At 62.5% G+C, this 25,011-nt stretch carries 20 protein-coding genes; 10 read left to right on the forward strand and 10 right to left on the reverse strand.

Features of this window, described 5'->3' with window-relative positions; translation table 11 throughout:
* Positions 1-17 precede the first annotated feature (17 nt).
* On the reverse strand, positions 18-1,358 hold the full coding sequence (locus KBW81_RS09530) for an NAD(P)/FAD-dependent oxidoreductase (RefSeq protein WP_411914364.1): 1,341 nt from the start codon (positions 1,356-1,358) through the stop codon (positions 18-20).
* A complete protein-coding gene (gene argE, locus KBW81_RS09535; RefSeq protein ID WP_254246994.1) occupies positions 1,355-2,518 on the reverse strand; it encodes an acetylornithine deacetylase in 1,164 nt (387 codons plus the stop codon). The genes KBW81_RS09530 and argE overlap by 4 nt, the downstream gene beginning before the upstream one ends.
* 259 nt (positions 2,519-2,777) lie before the next feature.
* Here argE and KBW81_RS09540 point away from each other — a divergent pair, with 259 nt between their 5' ends.
* The 5 genes from KBW81_RS09540 (at position 2,778) to KBW81_RS09560 (ending at position 8,638) form a co-directional block, all read left to right on the forward strand.
* Positions 2,778-3,791: an ABC transporter ATP-binding protein gene (locus KBW81_RS09540; RefSeq protein ID WP_254246995.1), complete on the forward strand. Its 1,014-nt coding sequence runs from the start codon at positions 2,778-2,780 to the stop codon at positions 3,789-3,791.
* The gene (locus tag KBW81_RS09545) at positions 3,784-4,806 is read left to right on the forward strand and encodes an ABC transporter ATP-binding protein (protein WP_302059172.1); all 1,023 of its coding nucleotides are present in this window, start codon (positions 3,784-3,786) and stop codon (positions 4,804-4,806) included. The genes KBW81_RS09540 and KBW81_RS09545 overlap by 8 nt, the downstream gene beginning before the upstream one ends.
* A gap of 24 nt (positions 4,807-4,830) precedes the next feature.
* Positions 4,831-6,552, forward strand: a complete 1,722-nt coding sequence (locus KBW81_RS09550; protein WP_090187242.1) for a peptide ABC transporter substrate-binding protein — start codon at positions 4,831-4,833, stop codon at positions 6,550-6,552.
* A 96-nt stretch (positions 6,553-6,648) separates the two neighbouring features.
* Positions 6,649-7,656, forward strand: a complete 1,008-nt coding sequence (locus KBW81_RS09555) for an ABC transporter permease (RefSeq protein WP_090187237.1) — start codon at positions 6,649-6,651, stop codon at positions 7,654-7,656.
* Positions 7,649-8,638 (forward strand): ABC transporter permease, encoded by a 990-nt coding sequence (locus tag KBW81_RS09560; RefSeq protein ID WP_254246996.1) that lies wholly within the window; start codon positions 7,649-7,651, stop codon positions 8,636-8,638. The genes KBW81_RS09555 and KBW81_RS09560 overlap by 8 nt, the downstream gene beginning before the upstream one ends.
* Before the next feature lie 61 nt (positions 8,639-8,699).
* Here KBW81_RS09560 and KBW81_RS09565 read toward each other — a convergent pair whose 3' ends face one another.
* Entirely contained in the window at positions 8,700-9,980 is a 1,281-nt protein-coding gene (locus KBW81_RS09565) for a DUF3422 family protein (protein WP_254246997.1), read from the reverse strand.
* Positions 9,981-10,125: 145 nt separating this feature from the next.
* A complete protein-coding gene (locus KBW81_RS09570; protein WP_392338515.1) occupies positions 10,126-11,301 on the reverse strand; it encodes a type III PLP-dependent enzyme in 1,176 nt (391 codons plus the stop codon).
* A 226-nt stretch (positions 11,302-11,527) separates the two neighbouring features.
* On the opposite strand from KBW81_RS09570, the gene KBW81_RS09575 reads away from it, so the two are divergent.
* Together KBW81_RS09575 and KBW81_RS09580 are read left to right on the forward strand one after the other, a co-directional pair.
* Complete coding sequence (locus tag KBW81_RS09575) at positions 11,528-12,076, forward strand: rRNA large subunit pseudouridine synthase E (RefSeq protein WP_254246998.1); 549 nt, start codon at positions 11,528-11,530, stop codon at positions 12,074-12,076.
* Positions 12,077-12,176: 100 nt separating this feature from the next.
* Positions 12,177-13,610 (forward strand): methyl-accepting chemotaxis protein, encoded by a 1,434-nt coding sequence (locus tag KBW81_RS09580; RefSeq protein ID WP_254246999.1) that lies wholly within the window; start codon positions 12,177-12,179, stop codon positions 13,608-13,610.
* A 74-nt stretch (positions 13,611-13,684) separates the two neighbouring features.
* Here the strand turns inward: KBW81_RS09580 and KBW81_RS09585 are convergent, their stop codons facing one another.
* The 3 genes from KBW81_RS09585 to KBW81_RS09595 all read right to left on the reverse strand — a co-directional run bounded on the left by KBW81_RS09585 (position 13,685) and on the right by KBW81_RS09595 (position 17,319).
* A complete protein-coding gene (locus KBW81_RS09585; protein ID WP_254247000.1) occupies positions 13,685-15,202 on the reverse strand; it encodes an NAD(P)(+) transhydrogenase (Re/Si-specific) subunit beta in 1,518 nt (505 codons plus the stop codon).
* A 10-nt stretch (positions 15,203-15,212) separates the two neighbouring features.
* Positions 15,213-16,787 (reverse strand): Re/Si-specific NAD(P)(+) transhydrogenase subunit alpha, encoded by a 1,575-nt coding sequence (locus KBW81_RS09590; RefSeq protein ID WP_090191257.1) that lies wholly within the window; start codon positions 16,785-16,787, stop codon positions 15,213-15,215.
* 94 nt (positions 16,788-16,881) lie between these two features.
* Positions 16,882-17,319, reverse strand: a complete 438-nt coding sequence (locus tag KBW81_RS09595; protein ID WP_254247001.1) for a methyltransferase family protein — start codon at positions 17,317-17,319, stop codon at positions 16,882-16,884.
* Positions 17,320-17,380: 61 nt separating this feature from the next.
* Between KBW81_RS09595 and KBW81_RS09600 the strand changes: the two genes are divergently transcribed.
* Genes KBW81_RS09600 through map form a run of 3 tightly spaced genes read left to right on the forward strand, consistent with a single transcriptional unit; the run spans position 17,381 to position 20,147 of the window.
* Positions 17,381-18,142, forward strand: a complete 762-nt coding sequence (locus KBW81_RS09600; RefSeq protein WP_254247002.1) for an SDR family NAD(P)-dependent oxidoreductase — start codon at positions 17,381-17,383, stop codon at positions 18,140-18,142.
* A 36-nt stretch (positions 18,143-18,178) separates the two neighbouring features.
* Positions 18,179-19,366, forward strand: coding sequence for a kynureninase (kynU, locus tag KBW81_RS09605; protein WP_254247003.1), 1,188 nt, complete (start codon positions 18,179-18,181; stop codon positions 19,364-19,366).
* 31 nt (positions 19,367-19,397) lie between these two features.
* The gene (map, locus tag KBW81_RS09610; protein ID WP_254247004.1) at positions 19,398-20,147 is read left to right on the forward strand and encodes a type I methionyl aminopeptidase; all 750 of its coding nucleotides are present in this window, start codon (positions 19,398-19,400) and stop codon (positions 20,145-20,147) included.
* A gap of 5 nt (positions 20,148-20,152) precedes the next feature.
* On the opposite strand, the gene KBW81_RS09615 is transcribed toward map, so the two are convergent.
* The 3 genes from KBW81_RS09615 to KBW81_RS09625 are packed head-to-tail and all read right to left on the reverse strand — an operon-like array spanning position 20,153 to position 24,923.
* Positions 20,153-21,322, reverse strand: coding sequence for an HlyD family efflux transporter periplasmic adaptor subunit (locus KBW81_RS09615; RefSeq protein WP_090191263.1), 1,170 nt, complete (start codon positions 21,320-21,322; stop codon positions 20,153-20,155).
* Positions 21,322-23,595: an ATP-binding cassette domain-containing protein gene (locus KBW81_RS09620; RefSeq protein ID WP_254247005.1), complete on the reverse strand. Its 2,274-nt coding sequence runs from the start codon at positions 23,593-23,595 to the stop codon at positions 21,322-21,324. The genes KBW81_RS09615 and KBW81_RS09620 overlap by 1 nt, the downstream gene beginning before the upstream one ends.
* Positions 23,592-24,923, reverse strand: coding sequence for a TolC family protein (locus tag KBW81_RS09625; protein WP_139222670.1), 1,332 nt, complete (start codon positions 24,921-24,923; stop codon positions 23,592-23,594). Before KBW81_RS09625 ends, KBW81_RS09620 begins: the two co-directional genes overlap by 4 nt.
* Positions 24,924-25,011: the final 88 nt, after the last annotated feature.

A 25,011-nucleotide genomic window follows, 5' to 3' on the forward strand; every position in this document is an offset into this window, starting at 1 on the left:
CGGATTACAAATTCGGCCTACAAATTTGGGCCGGCGATCAATTTTGATCCGTCGGTAAAGCGTGACAGGCGGAAGCGGCTGAGATCAAAGCCCGGCTCTTGCCCCAGCGCCAGCCGCGCGGTGATGCGGCCAAAGGCGGGGCCAATGCCAAAGCCGTGGCCGCACATACCCGTGCAGACGGTCAGGCCGGGGATCTGGTCGACGTGGTCCACCACTGGCACGATGTCGGGCAGCGTGTCGATCATGCCCGCCCAACTGCGCGCGATTGTGACCTCGCCCAGTCCCGGAAAGGTATCGGCAAAGTCGCGGGCCATCTTTTTCACGCGCCCGGTGTTGGGGGATGGATCAAGGATGCGGCACTGCTCGAACGGGCTGATATCGCCATCGTCCCATTGGCGCGGCGTGCGCCAGCCGTCCGGATAGCCGCTTGGCGCGGCCGGCAGCAGTTTGGTGCCAAGCGGGTCCTGCCACAGCAAGCCCGCGAAATTGCGCAGGGCGCGAAAGGCATCGGGGCCGACGAACAGCTCGTGAAAGCCAGCGGGCGCAAGGGTATAGCCACCATCCGCGCGCTTGCGCCATGCCAGCCGCTTGTCGACCGCGCCGCCAAGGTTCACGTCGCCCATGCGCGTCGTCGCGGCTACGGTCGCGCGCACGGACAGTTGCGGGATGTTCACGCCGTGGCGACGCAAGAACAGCGATGACCACGACCCACCCGCCAGCACCACGGTTTTGGTGCGCACCAGCCCCTGTTCCGTCACCACACCCGCCACGCGTCCGCCGACCAGATCAAGCCCGCGCACGGCGCAGCCTTCGACAATCTGCACGCCAGCCTTGCGGGCGGCGGCGGCGAATTTCGGCACGGCCAGCCATGGCTCTGCCTTCATGTCGGTTTTGGTCCACAGCGCGCCCGCATAGGCGCGCTTGGCCCCCGGCAAAGCCTCGGCCAGACGCTGCCCCGTCAGCATCATCGCGCCGGGGCGATGCGGGGCTGCGGCGCGTTGCCATTCCTCGAATCCAGCAAGCTGGGCCGCGTCTTCGGCCAGATAAAGCGTGCCTGTCTGGCGCAGGCCGATATCGCCCACCTCGGCGGCAAGGTCAGGCCACATCTTCTGCGCCTCTTGCATGATCGGCAGCTCGTCCAGATCGCGGCCCTGCGCGCGAATCCAGCCCCAGTTGCGGCTAGATTGTTCACCCGCGATGCGGCCTTTCTCCAGCAAAGCAACGCTTTGCCCGGCCCGCGCCAGTTCCCACGCGGTCATGACGCCGATGATACCGCCGCCAATCACGACGGCATCGGCCTGTGCGGGCAGCGCATCGGTGAATTGCGCCGGGGTGGTCATGGTAAAGGGAAAGGTCACTTTAGATGCGCCACCAAGGCGCGCATAAAGTCCTGCCCGGCAGCGAACTGATCCACCGTGATGAATTCATCGGGCTGATGCGCCTGTGCGATATCGCCCGGTCCCACGACGCAGGCGGAAAAGCCGCGTTCCTGAAACTGCCCGGCCTCGGTGCCATAGCTGACGACATGGGTGCCGTTGTCGCCGGTCAGGCGGCGGGCCAGCTCTTCAGCTTTGCCCTGCTGCTCTGGCGCGAGGCCCGGCAGGCCGAAGCTTTGCACGACGTCGATGCCGGTCTCGGGGTGGATCGCCTGCATTTCGGCCTGAATCTCGGCGACTTTTGCCATGAATAGATCGCGCCACGTCGCCACATCTTCGCCCGGCACAGTGCGAAAGCTGAGGTCAAAGTGGCAGTCTTTGGCGGTGATATTGTGGGCGGTGCCGCCCTGAATGGTGCCGACGTGCAGGCTGGTAAAGGGCGGGTCAAAGGCGGCGGCCATCGGCGCGGGTGTCTTTGCCACCTGCTGGGCGTTGATCTGGTTGGCCCAGTCGATCAGCCTTGCAGCCTGCATCACGGCGCTGACGCCTTCGGTGATCTTGGACGAATGCACCTCGAACCCGCGCACATGCACGGACAGGCCAATGCCGCCTTTGTGGCCGGTGACAACCTGCATCATGGACGGCTCTCCGACCAGCACCGTATCGCCGCGCGGCATGTTGTGGGCGACCATGTGGTCGATCATCACGGGCGCGCCGGTGCAGCCGATTTCTTCGTCATAGCTCAGCGCGATTTGCAGCGGGCGGCTGACGCCTTGGCTTGCGGCCAGCCCCATCGCCCACAGCGCCAGCGCATCGAATCCCTTCATGTCGCAGCAGCCACGGCCAAACAGCTTGCCGTCCTTTTCCACCACCGTGAACGGGTCCGTCGTCCAGTCCTGCCCATCCACAGGCACCACATCCGTATGCCCCGACAGCACCACAGCGCCCGGCACCATCGGCCCGACATGGGCATAAAGCGCGGCCTTATTCCCGCAGGGGCTGGGCACGCGCACCACAGATGCCCCGATTCCCTGCAAGTAGGTTTCCACCCAATCAATCAGGTCCAGATTGCTGTCGCGGCTGACGGTGGGAAAGCTGACAAGCTTGTCCAGCAAAGCGCGCGGGCTGGGGGTAGCGGTCATTTGCGCAGTCCTTGAATGGGAAAAATGAATGCGCCCACCCTGCCCGCCGAATCCCAAAGGTCAAGGCACCCCGCGACCATCCCCGCCACACTTTCGCGCAAAACCTTTGCAAACGCTCGTTTTTTCAGCGCAAAGATTGTTGACCATACGGTAAATAGCTTTCCACTTGCGGGCCTCGGAAACCATGTTACCGTCCGACACCAGACGACCTGCACTAAAGACAGGCGTATGCTTAAAAATGAACCGGGGAGGTTCGCTTATGCCCGATGGGGCGCTACAGCCGGGATCGGCTGATCCTGTGCTGGACGTGCGGGGTCTAAAAACCGTTTTCAAAGTGCGCGGCGGCGAAGTGCATGCCGTGAACAATGTCAGCTTTGACCTGCGCGCCGGAGAGCTTCTTGGCGTCGTCGGCGAAAGCGGCTCTGGCAAATCGGTGACCATGATGTCCTTGCTGGGTCTGCTGCCCAGCCCCCCCGCCGATGTGCGCGGCGGTTCGGTCAGGTTCGAAGGCCAAGACCTGTTGCATATCACACCAGAACAGCTGCGCGCCGTGCGCGGCGGGCGCATTGGTTTCGTGTTCCAAGACCCAATGACGTCCCTGAACCCCGTGTTCACCGTCGGCTATCAGATCATGGAGCCGCTACGTGCCCACATGGGTCTGAACAAAAAGGCCGCCCGCGCCCGTGCGCAGGAACTGCTTGAACTCGTCGGCATCCCCGGCGCGGCGCAGCGGCTGGACGACTATCCGCACCAGTTTTCCGGCGGTATGCGCCAGCGCGTGATGATCGCGATTGCGCTGGCCTGCGATCCCAAAGTGCTGATCGCGGACGAGCCGACGACCGCCCTTGATGTGACCATCCAAGCGCAGATCATCGAGCTGATGAAGGAACTGCGCGACAAGCTGGGCATGGCGGTGATCTGGATCACCCACGACCTTGGCGTTATTGCCGGAATCGCTGACCGCGTGTTGGTGATGTACGGCGGCCAAGTTGTCGAACATGCGCCGGTGCAGGAATTGTTCCGCAACCCGCAGCACCCCTATACCCGCGCCTTGCTGACCACGATTCCGAAAATCAGCGGCGAGCGTGCCCGCCGCCTGACGGTCATTCAGGGCCAGCCGCCGATCCTTGGCGATGCGCCCACAGCCTGCCCGTTCCGCGACCGTTGCGATGTGGCGATTGCGCGCTGCGCAACAGAAAACCCGCCCCGCTATGACCTTGGCGGTGGCCATGATGCGGCCTGTTTCGTTGCCAAAGGGGCCGTCGATGCTTGATCAAACCAACACAGCATTGGTGCGCGTACGCGACCTTCAGATGCACTTTCCCATCTATTCCGGCCTGCTGCGCCGCCAAACTGGCGCGGTAAAGGCCGTGGATGGCGTCAGCTTTGACGTAATGCAGGGCGAAACGCTGGGACTTGTTGGCGAATCGGGTTGCGGCAAATCCACCTGCGGCCGCGCGATCCTGCGGCTGTACGATATCACCGGCGGCGAGGTCACAATCGACGGCACCGACATCGGCCAGATGTCGCAGTCCGATTTGCGCACAAAGCGGCCCACCATGCAGATGGTGTTCCAAGACCCGCAGGCCTCCCTGAACCCGCGCATGACGGTCGAGGCGATCATTCGCGAGCCGCTGGACGAGCACACGACGCTGTCGGCAGCCGAGAAGGAAGCCAAAGTCGGCGAGCTGATGGACGCCGTCGGCCTGAACCGCCGCTTTGCCAAACGCTATCCCCACGCCTTTTCCGGCGGCCAGCGCCAGCGCATCGGCATCGCCCGCGCGCTGGCCCTGAACCCCAAGTTTATCGTCTGCGACGAGCCGATTGCCGCGCTGGACGTATCGATCCAAGCGCAGGTCGTGAACCTGCTAGAGGATTTGCAGGAAAAATACGGCCTGACCTATCTGTTCATCAGCCACGACCTGTCGATGGTGCGCCATATCGCGACGCGCATCGCGGTGATGTATCTGGGCAAGATCGTCGAACTGGCCCCCCGGGCAGAGCTGTATAGCGACCCGCTGCACCCCTACACCAAGGCGCTGCTGTCTGCCGTGCCCGAACCCGATCCGGCCATCGCGCAAACCCGCGAACGGATCGTGCTGCAAGGCGACGTGCCGTCACCGGCCAACCCGCCAAAGGGCTGCAATTTCTGCACCCGCTGCCCGGCCGTCATGCCGGTCTGCAAAGACATAGAACCCACATATCAAGAGGTGACGCCGGGCCGTTTTGTGGCCTGCCACCTGTTCGAGACAACCGGCACGGCGGAGAAAACCGCTGGCCACATCTGATCATCAACAAGGGAGAGTTACCTGATGAAAATGAAAACAATGCTCATGGGCGCTGCCGCCACGATGGCCTTTGGCCAAATGGCAAATGCAGCCGCCCACGAAGGCGAGCGGGGCCGTGACGGCGCGCTTGGCATCATCTATTGGCAAGCGCCATCCATCATGAACGCCTATCTGTCGGGCGGCACCAAGGACATCGAGGCCGCTTCGCTGGTCACCGAACCCCTTGGCCGCTATGACGAAACCGGCGCACCTGTTGCTTGGCTGGTTGACGAAATCCCCACCGTCGCCAATGGCGGCGTGGCCGAAGACCTGACCTCGATCACGTGGAAGCTGTCCGAAGGTCTGCTGTGGTCCGACGGCACGCCCGTCACCTCTGCCGACGTTAAGTTCACCGCTGATTACTGCATGGACCCCGAAGGCGGCTGCGCGCAGCTGGCCAAGTTCGAAGGCGTCGAGTCCGTCGAAGTCATCGACGATCTGACGGTCAAGGTGAACTTTGCCGCGCCAACCCCGAACCCATATGGTCCCTTCATGGGCAACCAGTCGCCCATCATTCAGGCCGCACAATTCGCCGAATGCACAGGCACACGCGCGCCGGAATGCACCGACGCGAACTTTATGCCCATCGGCACCGGCCCCTTCGTTGTGACGGATTTCCGCACCAACGACGTGATCCAGCTGGAAGCCAATTCCAACTACCGTGACCCGATGAAGCCGGCCTTCCAGACCGTGACCTTCAAAGGGGGCGGCGACGCAGAGGCTGCTGGCCGCGCTGTGCTGCAAACCGGTGAATTCGACTATGCTTGGAACCTGCAGCTGGCACCCGATGTCATCGCAGCCATGGCTGACGGCGGCGTCGGCACACCTGTGTCCGCATTCGGCACACTGGTCGAGCGGATCGAGATGAACATGACCGATCCGTCATCCGATCTGCCCGAGGGCGAGCGTGCAACCGCTGCACACCCGCACCCGTTCCTGTCGGACGAAAAAGTCCGCCGCGCCCTGTCCATGGCCATCGACCGCGATCTGCTGGTTGAAGTCGGCTACGGCGATGCAGGCCGTGCGACCTGTAACCTGGTCCCTGCCCCTGCAATGTACGCATCCGACAACACCGACTGCCTGGTGCAGGACATTGACGGTGCCAAGGCGCTGCTGGACGAAGCTGGCTGGACCGACACCGACGGCAACGGCATCCGCGACAAAGACGGCGTGGAAATGAACATCCTGTTCCAGTCGTCCACCAACGCTGTGCGTCAGGACTTCCAAGCCTTGATCAAAGACTGGTGGGAGCAGATCGGCACCTCTGTCGAGCTGCGCAACATCGACGGTTCGGTCTTCTTTGGCGGTGATCCGGGTTCGCCCGATACCTTCCAGAAATTCTATGCCGACGTGGAAATGTACGCCAACAACTTTGACGGCACCGATCCTGCGTCCTACCTCGCGTCCTACACTTGCGAAAAGGCACCGCGCCCGGACTCTGGCTGGCAGGGCGAGAACATCAACCGCTATTGCGATCCAGCATACGACGCGCTGGTGGCTGAACTGAACGGCACCGCCGATCTGGACGAGCGTTCGCGCATCGCCAAAAAGCTGAACGACATGGTCACCAAAGAATCCATGACGATCGTGCCGCTGGTCGACCGTGGCCGCGTGTCTGCCCACGCCAACACCCTTGGCGGCGTGCTGCTGAACACATGGGACTCAGAGCTGTGGAACGCAGCCGACTGGTACCGCATCAAGGAATAAGTCTTCCGTTTGGCGCGGGCGGGGATTATCCCCCGCCCCGCCGTTTTCCTGTCTGCCGCTTTGCCCGCAAAGCCCTGAACCAAGGCGCCCCCCGCAATGCTGACCTACACCTTTCGCAGGCTGCTGATCTCGATCCCGACGCTTTTGTTCATCGCTTTCGTGATCTTCATGCTGCTGGAACTCGCCCCCGGCGATCCCATGGCGAACATGCCCCTGACCATCCCGCCAGAGGTCAAAGAGAAAATGCGCCTTGCGCTGGGACTGGGGGAGCCGTGGTGGATACGCTTCCCCCTCTGGCTTAAGCAATTCTTTATCGTAGAGCCGCAGTATTGGTTCGATAGCGCCTTTGGCACGAATTTCGCAGATGGCGCACAGCGCATCATCAGCTTTCAATCGCGCAGCCCGGTGTTTGACACCATCGCACAGCGCATGCCCCAGACCCTGTGGGTCGTCGGCATGTCCTATGTCGTCGGCGTATTGATCGCCCTGCCCATCGGTATCATCAGCGCCTACCGCCAGTATTCGGTGTTCGACCAAGTCGGCACCTTCGTGTCGATGATCGGTTTTTCGGTGCCGCCGTTCTTTTCCGGCGTGCTGCTGATCGTGATCTTCTCGGTCACACTCGGTTGGCTGCCGTCGATTTATGACACCACCCACGTCGTCAACGACTGGGCCAGCTTTAAGGTGCAGCTGATGCAGATGGTCATGCCCGTCATGGTGCTGGCGCTGCAAACCACCGCGCAGGTCAGCCGCTACATGCGGGCGTCCATGCTGGATAACCTTGGCCAAGACTATGTGCGCACAGCGCGCGCCAAGGGGATGAAGGAAAGCGTTGTCGTCATGCGCCATGTGCTGCGCAATTCCATGATCCCCGTCATCACCGTCATCGCCCTTGGCATCCCCGCCATCTTTGGCGGCGCGATCATCACAGAGCAGATTTTCAAGGTGAACGGCCTTGGCCAGTTGCTGATCATCGCCCTGCAAGGCAATGACATTCCGATGGTGATGACCCTGACCTTCCTCTTTGCGATCCTGATCGTGATGTTCAACCTGATTGCCGACGTCCTGTATGGCGTGTTCGACCCAAGGATCCGCTATGACTAATCGTGACCCCCACGCTGATGCTGACAACTTGCTGGTGGCGGGCGATCCCACCGCCCCCGTAGAGGCAGTCAAGGCCCGCAACCAATGGCTCGACGTTTGGGACCAGTTCCGCACCCACAAGGGTGCTGTGGCCTCGCTCGTCTTTCTGATCGCCATCATCCTGTTTACGCTTGCAGGCCCGCTGGTCTGGCGGCTGGACCCTGCCGCGCTGGATATCCGCAACAAGGACCTGCGCCCGATCATCAACGCCCTGTGGGGCGCGGAAAAGGTCGCCTGGGCCCACCCCTTTGGCACCGATAACCTTGGCCGCGACCTGATGGCGCAGATCATGCAGGGCGGCCGGATCAGCCTTGCCGTCGGGGCCGCCGCGATGATCCTCGCGATCCTGATCGGCACCTTCGTCGGCGTGATCGCAGGCTACTTCAACCGCCTTGACGGGCTGCTGATGCGCCTGACCGACCTGTTCCTTGCCCTGCCCTTGCTGCCACTGCTGCTGGTGATGATGCTGCTATTCCGCGATCCGCTGCGCAGCGCCTTTGGGCCAGAGCAAGGCATCTTTATCCTGATCGTCGCGGGCATCGGCATCACCAGCTGGATGCACACCGCCCGCATCGTGCGCGGCGATGTGCTGGCGCTGAAAGAACGGGAATACGTCCTTGCCGCCCGCAGCATCGGCACGCCCAGCCGCCGCATCATTACGCGGCACCTGCTGCCCAACGTGCTGTCGCCGATCATGGTCAGCGCCACCCTGGGCCTTGCCACCGCGATCATCACGGAAAGCGCGCTTAGCTTTCTTGGCCTTGGCTTTCCGCCAGACTTTCCGACATGGGGTAAAATCCTCGCCGATAGCGTGCCGCGTATGACCGCCTTCCCCGAACGTGTTGTGCTGCCGGGTCTGGCGATCTCGCTCACGGTGCTGGCGGTGAACTATATCGGCGACGGTCTACGCGACGCCCTCGACCCGCGCATCCGTGGTCTTTAGCACCCGAAGACTTTTCCCAGCCCTAAGACTTTTCACCGCGAAAAGTCTTAGGGCACGACGCCTACTCCAGATGCTTTTTCAACCGCTGCAGCATCAGCCAGACGCCGATCAACACAACAGGCGTCACGAGCGAGGCCATGACCGTCTTGGAAATACCCAGCTGGTATTCAAGCGGTCCCAAAATATACATCGCCAAACTGACCGCGTAGTAGCTGATCGCCACGACGGACAGCCCTTCGACCGTGCGTTGCAAGCGCAGTTGCAGGTCAGACCGCCGGTCCATGCTTTCCAGCAGATCGCGGTTCTGGGCCGATCGTTCCACATCCACCCGCGTGCGCAGCAGATCGCCCGCCCGCAACGCGCGGTCCGACATCGCCTTTAGCCGCGCTTCGGTCGATTTCACCGTCCGCATCGCCGGATCAAAGCGGCGCATCATAAATTCGCCAAAGGTCTGCCGCCCGGCGAACCGCGTCTCGCGCAGCACGGCGATGCGCTGGTTCACGATCGTCTCATAGGCCCCCGTCGCGCCAAAGCGGAACGCCGATTGCGCCACGATATTCTCTAGCTCTGCCGACACTGTCAGCAGGCTTTGCAGCAGCGCCGCAGGCTCGCCCACGGGGCCGCACATTTCCGACAGCAGGGCCGTCAGCCGGTTATCAATCGCGCTCATCTGCGGGGCCAGATCGCGGGCGCGGGACAGGCCCAGCATCGACATCGCCTTGTAGGTCTCAATCTCGCACAAGCGTTGCACGACGCGGCCCGTGCGCCGCGAACCTGCTTCGGGGCGTGCAAAGATGGCAAAGCGCATATGCCCGCCGGTATCGATGCGGAAATCCGATGCGATCACCAACTCTCCGTCCAGCACATGGCTGATGGCAAGGCTTTCGGGCACGAACCAGTCGTCCACCTTATCCGCAACCGCCGCGTCATCCGACAGTGCCTCGACCCGGATCAAGGCAGAGGTGATCCGCACCCCCGGCGCCTGCCGCAGCCAATCGTCAGGAAACACCGCAAACGATGCTGCATCATAAGGCCGATCCGCGACGCCATCCGCGAACACCGTGAAGGTCACGAATTCCGTATGGCTTTCCCATTTCAGCAGGTGCTTGCCAATCTGGCCCGAATAATGCGTCGCCCCCGGCTGGGGATGCGCCGCGCCAAAGCGGTCCAGCAGCGCAATTAAATGCACCCGGTCCGCATTCCGGTCCCGCCCGGCGGCATTCTGCGCCGGTTTAATCGCCAGATACGCCGCCCGCGCCGGGGCCTGCACCACCGGGAAAGGCCGCGCGTGCAGCTCGTTCGCCATGGTATAACGCAAAGGGTGGTCTTGGATATCGGGCATAGAGGGCGCTTTCAGGCTGGTTTACCGCCTAGTCTAGCCGCCTTTGCTGCCGTGCAAAACAAAAAACCGTGCATCCACAAATGCTTAGCGGCGCACCGTGGTATACAGTGCGCCGCCAGCCGTGCCGAAAATTTCGGGAAAGTGCTTAGATCACAACCACATCAAGCGGCGGGAAGCCGTTGAAACAGACCGAAGAATAGGTCGAGGTATAGGCCCCGGTGTTGCGGATCAGCACCCGGTCGCCGGACTTTAGTGTCAGCGGCAGGTTCATCGGGCGCTTTTCATACAGCACGTCGGCGCTATCGCAGGACGGACCCGCCATGATGCACGGACCCACAGCGTCGCCGTCACGGTCGGTCTCAAACTGATAGCGGATCGCCTCGCCCTCTGTTTCAGCCAGACCAGAGAAGCGGCCGATCGACAGATACACCCAGCGGTGCACATCGCGGTCAGACTTACGGCTGACCAGCATGACTTCGCAGGCGATGACGCCAGCTTCGGCCACCATGCCGCGGCCGGGCTCTGCCATGACGCGGGGGATATGGCCGAACTTTTCTTCCACCAGCGCGATGACGCGGGACGCATAGACCGTCGGTGTGTCAATCGCTTCGCCGTAGAACGCAGGGAAACCGCCGCCGATGTTCAGCAAGGTCAGCTCGTGGCCCGCGTCCTTCGCCGCTTTCCAGATGTCGCTCATCTGGTCCAGCGTGGGGGTCCACATCTCTGCCCGGCGGGTCTGCGATCCAACGTGGAAAGAGAAGCCAACAGGCGTCAGGCCGACCTCTTTGGCGTAGTCGAGCAGCACCAGCGCCAGCCCTGCGTCGCAGCCGAACTTGCGGGTCAGCGGCCAGTCGGCCTCTGACGTTTCGACGATCAGGCGGATGTAGACCGACGCGCCGGGGGCGTGTTCGGCGATCTTATCCAGCTCTTCTTCGGCGTCGGCAGCAAACAAGGTGATGCCAGCGGCATGTGCCCAAGCGATGTCAGAGGCACGCTTGATCGTGTTGCCATAGGAAATCGTGTCGGGGTGCGCGCCAGCGGCGATGCACATCTCGATCTCGCCTTTGGACGCCGCATCGAAATGCGAGCCAAGCTTAACGAGGCGTTCCAGCACCGGCTTGGCGGGGTTCGCTTTGACGGCGTAATGGATGTCCGCATGACCCAGGCCAGCCTTCAGCGCATTATACTGCTCTTCGACGCGGTCGCAGTCGATGATCAGGGTCGGTTTATCGAATGCGCGCCCGGCGACATAAGCGTCCAGTTTTGGGGTGGCGACACGAACAGGCGCCGCAGCGCCAGCAGTTGATGCAATCATGGTCATCTCCAGTAGACTCGGCCATTGGAAGGTATCAACCTTTCCGAGACCGCTCAGTTCCAAGGGAGACGTTACCGTCGCTGCGTGAACATTGCAAAACTGCAGGTCAGAGGCGCGTGCGTTGGCGTCTATGAAGGCGCATGTGAGGCAAAGCGCGGCGTCGATCAAGTGGGTATTTTGCGCTGCGTGCATTTATTTTGCACCGCGCCCCGCGGCGCGCTACACGCGGCCCATGACGCGTCTGATCCTGTTCAATAAACCCTTCGATGTTCTGTCGCAATTCACCGATGCGAACAGCCCCTCGCCGCGCCCGACCCTGTCGAAATTCATTGATGTGCCAAAGGTTTACCCTGCAGGCCGTCTTGACCGCGATAGCGAAGGGCTGCTTTTGCTGACCGATGACGGCGCGCTGCAGGCCCGCATCAGTGATCCGCGCTATAAGGCGGCGAAAACCTATCTGGTACAGATCGAAGGCACGCCTGATGACGCGGCCCTGTCTGCCCTGCGCAGCGGCGTGACATTAAAGGACGGTCCAACCCGCCCGGCAAAGGTGCGGCGCATCGACACCCCGGACCTGTGGCCGCGCAATCCCCCGGTGCGGTTCCGCAAATCCGTGCCCGATTGCTGGCTGGAACTGACCATCACCGAAGGCCGCAACCGCCAAGTCCGCCGTATGACCGCCCATGTCGGCCACCCGACGCTACGCCTTGTGCGCTGGCAGATCGGCGATTGGACACTGGACGATCTGGCCCCCGGCACATGGCGCGACGCGGCGCTTTAAACGGCGCGCAAACGCGCACAGACTGGCCCGCGTTTACCGATTCAAAACCAATCATCGCTACGTCTTACTGAAATCGCACTCAGTATGACGGACCCCGCGTATGACCGCACACCCCCGCCCGCCGCCTACGGTATCGGTATCGGCAGGCCCAACGACCAGCGGCGGCGGTGACAGCTCTCGCTTGAATAGGTTGATATCGGGGCTGGGGTCCGAAATCGTCAATATTGCCGCGTTTCTGGACGACCTGCACCAGACGGCGGACGAACAGCTTCGCACCCTCGCCGATAGCCAAACCGCGCTGCGGTCGCTGAACCAGACCTCTGACACCATGGGTCAGACCACCGCGCTTTTGACCACATCGGCGCAGGCCAGCCTTGATGCGGTGGATACCTCTGTCGCGACGCTGCGTGCCTCTGCTGATACGTCGAAAGCGGTGTCGCGCTGGGTCACAGATTTCGAGGATCGCATCGCGCAGGTACGCGATTCCCTGAACGCGGTCGCCGCCGCGAATGCGCAGATTGCCGATATCGCGGTGCATGTGAATATCCTTGCGATCAACGCCCGGATTGAAGCCGCCCGCGCGGGCGACGCCGGGCGCGGCTTTGCCGTGGTCGCTGACGCGATCAAAGAGCTGTCGCACAAAACCTCTGCCGCGGCGGAAAAGGTCACAGAGCAGACGCAGCACCTGACGCAGACCTTTCAGGTCCTGCACTGCGAATCGCAAGACGTGGCCACCGATGCCCGGTCCGTCATCGACGCCGCCACGGCCACCGATAAGGCACTGATGGATATCGCCAGTTCTATCCGGGCGACGACGGAACAGTCCGGCGTCATCGCCAACCAAGCGGCGCAGGTCGACGCCGCCACCAAAGCCTTTGTGCCCGCCTTTAGCCGCCTGTCGAAACTGGCCAGCCAAACGGGTGAAGGCGTCACGCAAGCCACCACCCGCAGCACCGCCCTGATCGCGCGCAGCGAAGCCATCGTGCAGGCCGCCGCCCTGATCGGCGGGGCGTCAATCGACACGCCCTTCATCACCTTTGTGCAAACCGCCGCCGCCCGCATCGGCGCGATCTGGGACGAGGCGCTTGCCGCAGGCCGCATTTCCCTGCGCGATCTGTTCGATGCAAACTACGAGCCGATCACCGGCACCGATCCCCAGCAGTTCCGCACCCGCTTTACCGCCTTTACCGACAAGACGCTGCCAGCCGTGCAGGAACCAGCCTTTGATCTGGACCCGCGCGTGGTGTTTTGCGCCGCGATTGATCAGCGCGGCTATTTGCCGACCCATAATGCGAAATTCTCGCAGCCGCCCTCGCGCGATCCGGTCTGGAATGGCGCAAACTGCCGCAATCGGCGGATCTTTGACGACCGGGTGGGCTTGAAATCCGGGCGCAGCACAGCCCCGTTTTTGCTGCAAGTTTACCGCCGGGATATGGGCGGCGGGCAATTCGTGATGATGAAAGACGTCTCTGCCCCTATCAAAGCGGGCGGCCAGCATTGGGGCGGCCTGCGCCTGGCCTATACATTCGACTAACGCAAAATGCCCGCAGCTATCACGCTGCGGGCATTTTCCAATTTTGGGTCGAAACGAAAAGGGCGGGCCTTAGATCAGTCGATCTTTGGCAGCAGCTCTTCCAGCGACTTTTTCGCGTCGCCATAGAACATCCGCGTGTTGTCCTTAAAGAACAGCGGATTTTCGATCCCGGAGTAGCCGGTTCCCTGCCCGCGCTTGGACACAAAGACCTGCTTGGCCTTCCAGACTTCCAGCACTGGCATGCCAGCGATGGGGCTGTTGGGATCATCCTGCGCCGCCGGGTTCACGATGTCATTGGACCCGATAACGATGGCAACGTCGGTGGTGGGGAAATCGTCGTTGATCTCGTCCATCTCCATCACGATGTCATAAGGCACCTTCGCCTCTGCCAGCAGCACGTTCATGTGGCCGGGCAGACGCCCCGCAACCGGGTGGATCGCGAAACGCACAGTTTTGCCCTGCGCCCGCAGCTTGGTCACCAGCTGGCTTACCGCCTGCTGCGCCTGCGCCACGGCCATGCCGTAACCGGGGATGATGATGACGCTATCCGCTTCGTTCAGCGCCGACGCCACACCGTCCGCGTCGATGGCAATCTGCTCGCCCTCGACCGCCATTGCAGGCCCCGTGGTGCCGCCGAAGCCGCCCAGGATCACCGACACAAAGGACCGGTTCATCGCCTTGCACATGATATACGACAGGATCGCACCGGACGAGCCGACCAGCGCACCCGTCACGATCAGCAAGTCATTGCCCAGCGTGAAACCAATCGCCGCTGCCGCCCAGCCAGAATAGCTGTTCAGCATCGACACAACGACCGGCATATCCGCGCCGCCGATGCCCATGATCAGGTGCCAGCCGATAAAGCCCGCAATCAGCGTCACCAGAACCATCGTCCAGATGCCAGCGCCCTGCGCAAACATGATACCCAGCAGCACCGACACGATCAGCGCCGCAGCATTCAGATAGTGGCCAGAGATAAAGGGAACCGCGTTCTCGTCGCTTGGCAGCATCAACTTTTTCGGCTTTCCGTCGACCTTACCGGCCAGCTTGCCAAAGGCCACGATAGAGCCTGTGAACGTCACCGCACCGATAAAGATACCAAGGAAGACTTCGACCTTCAGGATCGCGATTTCCACCGCATCCTTGTGCCACAGTTTTTCACCAAAGCCCGTCAGCTCTGTGCCTGCCGGGATCGCGACGGTATGACCGTCCGCAATCGTCGGCACACCCATCGCTGCCGCCTGCATCTGCTGCACAGCGTGCAACATGATGTCGGCGTTCAGGCCGATGAACACGGCTGCCAGACCCACAAAGGAATGCAGCGCCGCGACCAGTTGCGGCATTTCGGTCATCTGCACCTTGCCAGCCACATAGTAGCCCGCAAAGCCGCCCGCCGCGATGGCGATCAGGATCAGGAACACGTTGTAAACGCCCGGTCCAAAGACCGTCGCCACCACCGCGATAGCCATGCCGGCGATGCCATACCAGACCGCCCGCTTGGCGGATTCTTGGTTATTCAGGCCGCCAAGGGCCAGGATGAACAGAACAGCGGACGCGATATAGGCCGCCGATGTGATACCTACTGAAAACATGGAACCCTCCTCAGGACTTCTGGAACATGGCAAGCATGCGCCGCGTGACGAGGAACCCGCCGACAATGTTGATGGATGCGATCAGCACCCCGATAAAGCTGAGCAGCACGACGATCCAATTGCCAGCGCCAATCTGCAGCAGCGCGCCAAGGATGACGATGCCGGAAATCGCGTTGGTGATGGCCATCAGCGGCGTGTGCAGGCTGTGCGCCACGCCCCAGATCACGGAAAAACCGATGAAGCAGGACAGCGCGAACACGATAAAGTGGCTCATAAAGCTTTCGGGCGCAAAAGCCCCGACCAGCGCCAGCAGCAGACCGCCGACGACCAGCAACGTGACCTGAGACTTCGTCTGCGCCTTAAAGCTCGCCACCTCTTTCGCGCGCTTTTCAGCGGGCGTCAGTTCCTTCGGCTTGTCCTTCTTCGGAGCCGCCGCAATCGCCGCGATTTTGGGTTTGGGCGGCGGGAAGGTCACCTCGCCCTCGTGTGTGGCCGTCGCCCCGCGAATGACGTCGTCGTCCATGTTGTGGTCGATCACGCCGTCTTTGCCTGGTGTCAGATCGGACACCATGTGGCGCACGTTTGTCGCGTAAAGCAAGGACGCCTGCGTCGCCATCCGCGATGGGAAATCGGTGTAACCGACGATGGTCACGCCATTTTCCGTGACGATCTTTTCGTCTTTCACGGTCAGTTTGCAGTTACCGCCACGTTCTGCCGCAAGGTCGATGATGACCGATCCGGGCTTCATGGCGTCGACCATATCCTTGGTCCACAGCTCTGGCGCGTCGCGGCCCGGGATCAGCGCCGTCGTGATGACGATGTCCATGTCGGGCGCGATTTCGCGGAATTTCTTCAGCTGGGCTGCGGTGAATTCGGGGCTGGACACAGCGGCATAACCACCCGTCGCGGACCCGTCCGTCTGCTCTTCGTTGAAGTCGAGGAAGACAAACTCTGCGCCCATCGATTCGACCTGCTCGGCCACTTCGGGCCGCACGTCAAAGGCGTAGGTGATCGCGCCCAGCGATGTCGCCGTGCCGATGGCGGCCAGACCAGCAACGCCCGCGCCTACGACCAGCACCTTGGCTGGCGGCACTTTGCCCGCAGCCGTCACCTGACCGGTAAAGAAGCGGCCAAAGTTGCTGCCCGCCTCGATCACCGCGCGGTAGCCCGCGATATTGGCCATCGACGACAGCGCGTCCATCTTTTGCGCCCGCGAAATGCGCGGCACCATGTCCATCGCAACGACCGTCGCGCCCTGCGCATTGGCAGCGGCCAACAGCTCTGCGTTTTGGCCGGGATAGAAGAAAGAGATCAGCGTCTGATCATCCCGCAACAGCGCAACCTCGGCGTCCGAGGGCGGCCGCACCTTGGCGATGATATCGGCCTGCGCAAACAGCGCCGCCGCATCATCAACCACGGTCACATCGGCGGCGCGATACGCGTCGTCGGTAAATCCTGCTTTCAAACCCGCGCCGGACTGGACCAGGCAATCATGCCCCAGCTTTTGCAGATCCTTGGCCGAGGCGGGCGTCATCGCAACCCGGGCCTCGCCCTCGTATGTTTCTTTTGGTGCGCCGATCTTCAACGGGCTATCCCCTCTTTAGTATTCTAGTATACCACATAGCTGGTACCACATTTCCACGCAACAATATTTCACAACAGCACGGTTGCAAGGTGTTTCACAGCCATCGGCGCACGACCTTGGTATATTCTGTGAAGGATGCGCCAAAGGCGGCCTGCAAACGCGCCTCTTCTGCGGAAATAAAATGGGCGCTGATCCAGATGGCAAATACCGGCACCGTGGCCAAGCCTAGCGGGGCCTGCCACCACAGGCACAGGCCCGTCAGCAGCAGAACGTCGCCTAAATAAATCGGGTTACGGGTGCGGGCGAAAATACCCTGCGTCACCAAAGCATGCGGCTGGCGGTGCGGAATAACCGTCGTGTCCGCCCGTGTCATGGTGATCACCGCCGCCAGCATGAACGCCAGCCCCGCCGCGACCAACGCGATCCCCGCCCATTGCAGCCCTGCGGTGCCCATGGTCACAATGCTGCGGCTGGCCCAGACGACCGCCGCGGCCAAAGCCAGCCAAACGGGCGGTAAATCAAGATATTTCATGGCTCTCCCCCTTGCACGTGCGGACCCGAACGGTAGCATCGCGCCATAAGTGGAGGATATCATGGAACACATCGGCAAGCACGCCCTCGTCACCGGCGGTGGCAGCGGGATTGGCCGCGCGATCGCTTTGGCGCTCGCAGAGGCCGGCGCAGAGGTCACGATCACAGGCCGCAGGGCCGAGCCGCTGCAGGCGCTTGCGGCTGAAAATCCCCGTATCCACCCCTGCGTGATGGACGTGTCGGACGAATCCGCCGTGCGCAGCGGCATCGCAGAGGTTGCCGCCGCGCGCGGTCCCATCACGATCTGCATCGCCAATGCGGGAATCGCCGAAGGCGGCCCTTTTATGAAAACCAGCCTCGCCGACTGGCGCCGCACCATGACCACGAACCTTGACGGTGTGTTCCTGACCTTTCAGGCCGCGCTGGAAACCCTGCCCGCCGATCTGCCGGGGCGTTATATCGTCGTCAGCTCTATCGCCGGTGTGCGCGGGTTGAAAAATGCGATTCCCTATTCCGCATCCAAACACGGCGTCATCGGTCTGGTGCGCGGCCTTAGCGAAGAATTCATGCAAAAGCGTCCCGTGACCTTTAACGCGCTTTGCCCGGGCTATGTCGACACCGACATCGTGCAGAACCAACTGCCGGGCCTGATGCGCCGCTTTGACGTTGACCGCGCCGGGGCCGAAGGCATCGTCGCTAGCGGCAATCGGCACAAGCGTCTGCTGCAAGTGGACGAGACGACGGCCGCAGCGGTCTGGCTGTGCTCTGACGCCGCCCGCAGCGTGAATGGCCAGACGATCGAAATCGCTGGCGGACAAGTTTAGACCCGAAGACTTTTCGGCACCTCAAAAGGACAAAGCATGCCATTTCAATCCCGCAAGGATCAATTTCACCTGCCGATCGGGATGATTTACCTCGACGGTAACTCCCTTGGTCCGCTGCCCCGCGCAGCAGCAGACCGGGTGGGCCGGACCATGGTGGACGAATGGGGCGACATGCTGATCACCGGCTGGAACAAGGCTGGCTGGATGGCGCAGCCCATGGCGCTGGGGGACCGGATTGGGCGATTAATCGGGGCAGAAGCCGGGCATGTGACCCTTGGCGATACCTTGTCGATCAAGGTGTTTCAGGCGCTGTCCGCCGCGCTCGCCATGACGGACCGCAAGGTGATCCTGTCGGACAGCGGCAACTTTCCATCGGACCTGTATATCGCCGAAGGGTTGGTCCGCGCCTTTGACCGCGATCTGGAATTGCGCGTTGTCGCGCCAGAGGACGTGGCCGCAAATATCACGGACGAGGTCGCCGTTCTGATGCTGACACAGGTCGATTACCGCACCGGCCGACTGCATGACATGGCAGCGCTGACGGCGCAGGCGCAGGCCGCTGGGATCGTCACCGTCTGGGATCTGGCCCATTCGGCGGGGGCTTTGGCGGTCGACGTAGCAGGGTGCAACGCGGATTTCGCGGTAGGTTGCACCTATAAATACCTCAACGGCGGACCCGGCGCGCCGGCCTTCATCTATGTCGCGCCGCGCCATGCGCAGACCGCCGCCCCCGTGCTGGCGGGTTGGCTGGGGCATGATGCGCCCTTTGCGTTTGAACCCACCTATCGCCCCGGCGAAGGCGTGGCCCGCATGCGCGTCGGCACGCCCCCCGTGATCCAGATGGCCGCCCTAGAGGCGGCGATGGATGTCTGGGACGGCGTCGACATGACCGAAATCCGGGAGGCCAGCATCACCCTGACCCAGCGCTTTATCGCAGGGGTCGAGGCAGCTTGCCCTGAGCTAGAGCTGGCGAGCCCCCGCGATCCCCAGACGCGCGGCTCTCAGGTGTCGTTCCGGCACGCCGAAGGCTATGCCGCGATGCAGGCCTGCATTGCGCATGGCGTCGTCGGCGATTTCCGCGCGCCGGATATCATGCGCTTTGGCTTTACGCCGCTATTTATCGACGCGGATGACGTTGATGCGGCGGTAGCAGTGATTGCGCGCGTGATGAACGAAAAGCTGTGGGATGATCCGCAGTTTCAGGCGCGATCTGCCGTGACATAGCAAAGCATATGACAACCCTGAAAGGCCCACCATGACAATCACTCAAGACGACGAATTGCAGGGCCTGTCGGTCATCGGCCGGATCGTGGCCAACACGGTCCGCGCCATGAGCCGGGCGCTAGAGCCGGGGATCACCACGCAAGAATTGGACGAGATCGGACGTGCCCTGCTGGATGCGGCGGGCGCTGTGTCCGCGCCAGAGGCAACGTATGACTTTCCCGGTGCGACCTGCATCAGCGTGAACGAAGAAATCGCCCACGGCATTCCCGGCGCGCGGGTCATTAAGGCGGGTGATCTGGTGAACATCGACGTCTCTGCCAGCAAGGACGGCTTTTTCGCCGATACCGGCGCAACCTTTCAGGTGCCACCTGCCAAGACGCATATGGACCAGCTGTGCCGCGACGGGCAGCGGGCGATGCAGATCGGCATTGCGCAGGTCGGGCATGGCAAACCGCTGGCCGGGATCGGCAACGCCATCGGGCAGTTTGCGCAAAAACGCAGCTATAGCCTGATCCGCAATCTGGCCAGCCACGGCGTCGGCCGCGCTTTGCATGAAGAACCGTCAGAGATTGCGACCTGGCCCACCCGCGGCGACCGGCGCCGTATCCACCGCGGCATGGTCATGACGGTAGAGCCATTCTTGTCCCGCGGCGGGTTGCTGGCGATGGACGGCGCGGACGGATGGACGCTTTACGCCGATCCCCCCGCGCCCGTCGTGCAATACGAACACACGGTCGTCGCCACGGATAAGGGCGCGATCATCGTCACCCTGCCCGGCTAACGCGCTTACTTCTCGTGTAGCGCTTCTTGGCTGCGATACAGCGGCTTGGTCAGGTAGTGCAGGATGGTCTTTTCACCGGTGTGAAGTTCGACATTGGCCTGCAGGCCGGGGCGCATTTCGATCTTTTGCTGGCGCACACCAAGGTCTTCCATATCGACGCGCACGCTGACGCGGTAATAGGGGTCGGCGTCGGCGCGGCGTTCGTCCTTGAAGGTATCGGCAGAGATGTTCTGCACCACGCCCGACAGGCTGCCGTAGATCGTGTAATCATAGGCGGACAGCTTGACCGTCGCGGTCTGGCCGGTGGTCACGTTGGCGATGTCCTGCGGCTTCACGTGGGCTTCAACGAACAAAGCGTCATCCAGCGGAATGATCTGGAAAATCTCTTCACCAGCGCGGATCGTACCACCGATGGTGGTGACGCCAAGGTTGTTGACGACGCCGCGCATCGGGGCGCGGATGATCGTGCGGTCCAGCTGGTCGGTGGCATAGGCTAGTTGCTGGCGTAGCTGCGACAAACCGGCAAGCACTTCGGAGTTTTCGTTCGCGCGGGCCAGCTCCGCGCCGGTGACGATCTCGTTGTATTTGATTTCGGCGTCCGCATAGGCTTTGCGCGCGCGGGTGGTTTCGGACAGCGACACGATTTCACGGGCCAACATGTCTTCCATCTGGTCCAGCTCGCGCTTGGATTCGGACATGATGCGCTGCGCGCCGTCCACCTTGGACGCATAGTCAGCCTGACGTGCGGCCAGCAGCTGCTTTTCCGACGCAACCATCGCGGGGCTGGCAGCGGCGATCTCGTCCGGGATATCGAAATCGAACAGGCCTGCCATTTCAGCCTCTAGCCGCAGACGGCGGATGTTGGCGGCGTTGATCTGCTCTTGCAGGTCGTTCACTTGGGCGACGTATTGGGTGCCTTGCAGGCGGGCAAGGATCTGGCCGTCATCGACGGTATCGCCTTCGCTTACCAGCAATTCGCCCAGGATACCGCCTTCGAAGTTCTGGATGATCTGGGGGCGGGACGCGCTGACGACTTCGCCAGATGAACGGACGATTTCGTCAACCCAGGCGAATTTGGCCCAGATGATGAACAGCAGCACCGTCGCACCGACCAGCCAGATGACCATCGAGGGGCGGCGCATTTGGCCTTCGAATTCGTGATCAGCAAGGGCCATTACGACGCCTCCTTGTTCATATGGGCGATGACGTCGTCGCGGGGGCCGTCGATGGCCATGCGGCCATTGTGCAGCACGATGGTGCGGTCGGTCAGTTGCAGCAGCGCCATGCGGTGCGTCGCGATGACAGCGGTGCGCCCTTCTAGCCAAGTGGTCAGGCGGGACACGAGTGCCTTTTCAAGGGTCTGGTCCAGCGCCGACGTCGGCTCGTCCAGCAGGCACACGCTGGGGTCTTGCAGCCACAGACGCGCCCAGCCGATGGACTGGCGTTGGCCGACGGACAGGCCAGCGCCGCCGTCACGGATCGTCAAATCAAGGCCCTTGGGGTGGTTACGGACGAACTGGCCCAGGCCGCCGAAATCAAGCGCTGCCAGCATGCGGTCGTCGTCGCGTTCCAGCTGGGTCAGGTTCATGTTGTCGCGCAGGGTGCCGGCGAAAAGCTTTACCTCTTGCCCCAGATAACCCACGCCGCGGCGCAGGTCGCGGGCCAGCACTTGGCCCATGTCCACGCCGTCGATCAGCACGCGGCCCGTGGTGGGCTGGTTCAGGCCCGACAGGATTTTCAGCAGCGTCGATTTGCCAGAGCCGTTCGCCCCAAGGACGGCAACGCGCTGGCCTGCTTTGATGGTCAGGTTCGGCACGTCGAGGGCGCGCGCGCCTTCTTCGTCATAGGTGTAGGACATTTCGCGCAGGTCATACTGGCCGTTGATCTTTTCGCGGCGCAGGTAGGTCCGATCCTGATCGTGGTCCTGCGGGGCTTGGACAATTTTGTCGAGCGCATCGAGCGCGGCGCGGGTGTTGGACCAACGCGCGATTAAACCGGACAGGCCGTTCAACGGCCCAAGGGTGCGGGACGTCAGGATGCCGACAGCGATGATCGTGCCGACAGTGAATTCGCCTTTGAACACAAGGAAGGTACCCATGACGACGGCGGCGACATAGGTCGCCTGCTGCACGCCCTGCGCCCAATAGGTCAGGGTCGTGGACAGGCGGCGCTGTTCAGAGGTCGAGATGGCGGAGAGGCCCGTCAACTCGGCCCAAAGGCGGGAAAAGCGATCCTCGGCGCGTTGGGATTTGATGGTGTCAGCCTCGAACACTGCTTCTTGCAGCAGGCGGGACGAACGGGTCGATGCACCTTGGGTCGCCAGCGTCAGCTTCATCATCTTTTTCTGTGCCAGCAGCGATGGCAGCACCATCAGGATGCCGCCTGCGACCAGCACCCAGACGACGGGGCCGCCGATGGACCAGACAAGGGCAAGGAACAGAAAGATGAAAGGGATGTCGGTCAGAGACCCGATGGTGGAGGCGGTAAAGAATTCACGCACAGCGGAAAATTCGCGAAACGCCGAGAATGTGGTGGAGGGCGTTTGGCCCGGCAGGCCGGACTGCATGCCCAGCAGCTTTTTCATCAGCATGTCTTGCAGGCGCAGCTCAATCCGGCGCCCTGCCCCGTCCATCAGACGGGCGCGGGCGATGCGCAGGCAGGCTTCGAGCAGCATGGCGATGCCCGCGCCGATGGTCAGCACCCACAGCGTCGCGACGGACTGGTGCGGGATGACGCGGTCATAGACCTGCAACGAGAACAGCGCGACGGCCACGGCCAGCAGGTTGGCGACAAGAGAGCCGAGGGCGACTTCACCGATCACGCGGCGGAAACTGCCGAATTCGGACCAGAACCAGTGACCCGGCTTGGCTTGGATCGCGTGGCGGCGGTTCAGCTCGGCGGCGGGCACGACGGCGTGGATGATGCGGCCGGTGAAATGTTCGACGAATTCGGCCAGCGGGACCTCTTGCCGGTGATCGGCGGCGGCGGGGTCGTGCAGGATGATGGTGTCGCGGGTCTGTTCCAGCACAAGGACCAGCGTGTCATTGGTCAGGCGGGCGACGGCAGGCCAGTCAGCGATCTGCGGCGGCAGCGCGGTGCGCGCGCTGGCACGCAGGCCCGCGTCATTGAGCGCGGCGATCAGCGTATCAACGGGCAGGCCCGCGCTGGCGTCGTCAATCTGGCGGTCCAGAATATCGGTGGCTTTCAGATCGACACCCAGCAGTCCGGCGTAGGTCGCCACAACGGCGGCGCGCAGCTTTGCTGTGCCATTATCGCGGCGCGATGCGGCAACGACCGGGGCTGCGGGCGGGGTCAGATCGACAGGCTCTGCCGCCACGGGCGCGGCGGCCAGATCGGGGGCGGTGTCGGATGCGGTTTGACCGCCGTGGCGGGTCAGCTTGCCCCCCCGGATTCCGGTCACGTCAAACGCCAGCACGGGTCCGGTCATATCTTGTCTCCATCCACCAGCACACCTTTGAGGGCGGCTATTTTGAGTTCGACGCGGGCCACTTCAAAGGGCAAGGCGGCGGCTTCGCGGCGCAGGCGCACCGCGCTTTCAAACACACTGACGACGTCGTTGACGTCGCGCTGTCCGGCGCGCTGCTGTTCGGCAAAGCTGCGATAGTTCGCCTCTGCGCCTTCCGCTAAGGTGGCGGTCTGTTCTTGCTGGCGCTGTAGCGACGACAATTCGCCTTCCAAAGCGCGCAAGGACCGTTCCACATCTTCGCGGACTTGGGAAATGCGGGCGTTTGCGCCTTCGGCCTGCTGATCGACGGCCGCCAGCGATGCGCCAAGGCCAAAGCCGATGCCGTCTTCGGTTTCAATCGACAGACCGCCGCTGGATTTGCTGCCAGACACTGCGCCGACAGCCGACAGGCTGGGCAGGAAACCTGCGCGGGCGGCTTTGGCTTCGGCGACAGAACGGGTGGCCTCGGCCTCTGCCTTGACGACGGCCAAGGGGGTCGCGGCCAGCTCGACCGGTAGGGGCGATGTGCCTTTGACGCCGTCAAGCGGCGCTGCGGACATGGCGGCCAGTTCGGCGCGGGCAGCGGCTGCGGCCTCTAGATCAGAGGACATATCGGCCTGCATCTGGTTCAGCTTTTGCTGCACAACCATGCGGTCAACAGAGTTCGACACGCCGCCTTTGACACGCTCGTCCATAATCCAGGCGAAGTGTTCCATATCGGCCATCGCAGCGGCGTTTACGGCGGCGCGGGCTTCGGCCTTTTGGGCGGACAGATAAAGGGTCAGCGCGTCTTGGACGCGGTTGTTGGTGTCTTGCGCCAGCGCGACGGCGGCGACTTCGACATCGGCTTTGGCATAGGCGCGTTCGGCCTTTTTGCCGCCGTTGTCGAACAGCACCTGTTCCACGACCAGCGATGTGACGACCGCGCCAAGCGAGGTGAGCGACACAGAGGGGCCAAGGGTCGGCAGCCAGTTTTTCGATTGCGCCTCGGCGCGCAGGGTCGCGGCGCGCAGATCGGATTCAGCAACACGAGAGTTCGCGGCCAGAACAGCGCTGGACACTTGGGAATATGGGCCTTGCGGCAGGATAGACCGGCGGGTCAGCAGACCTGCGATCACTTCGGATTGGGTGCCGTCCGGTGTTTCAGTGGCAAGCGCGGGTGCGCTGGGGCTGTCCGCCACGGCAGGTTTGCCAAGGCCAATCGCCGAAAACGGACTGCGGGTTACGCTGTCTGCGCCGCCTGAACAGCCGCTGAGTGCCGCCATCGCGCAAAACGCAATGAGGGTCTTTTTATGTGTTGTCTTGCTCACGTCTGCTCCGCCCCGGATTTTTATTATGGTGGCATGCCCCCCGCCTAGTGGGGCAAAGGGGGCCGGTCGTTGCCGGCCCCCTTGGATC

Origin of the sequence: Loktanella salsilacus (assembly GCF_024206795.1) — a bacterium.
Taxonomy (GTDB): domain Bacteria; phylum Pseudomonadota; class Alphaproteobacteria; order Rhodobacterales; family Rhodobacteraceae; genus Loktanella; species Loktanella salsilacus.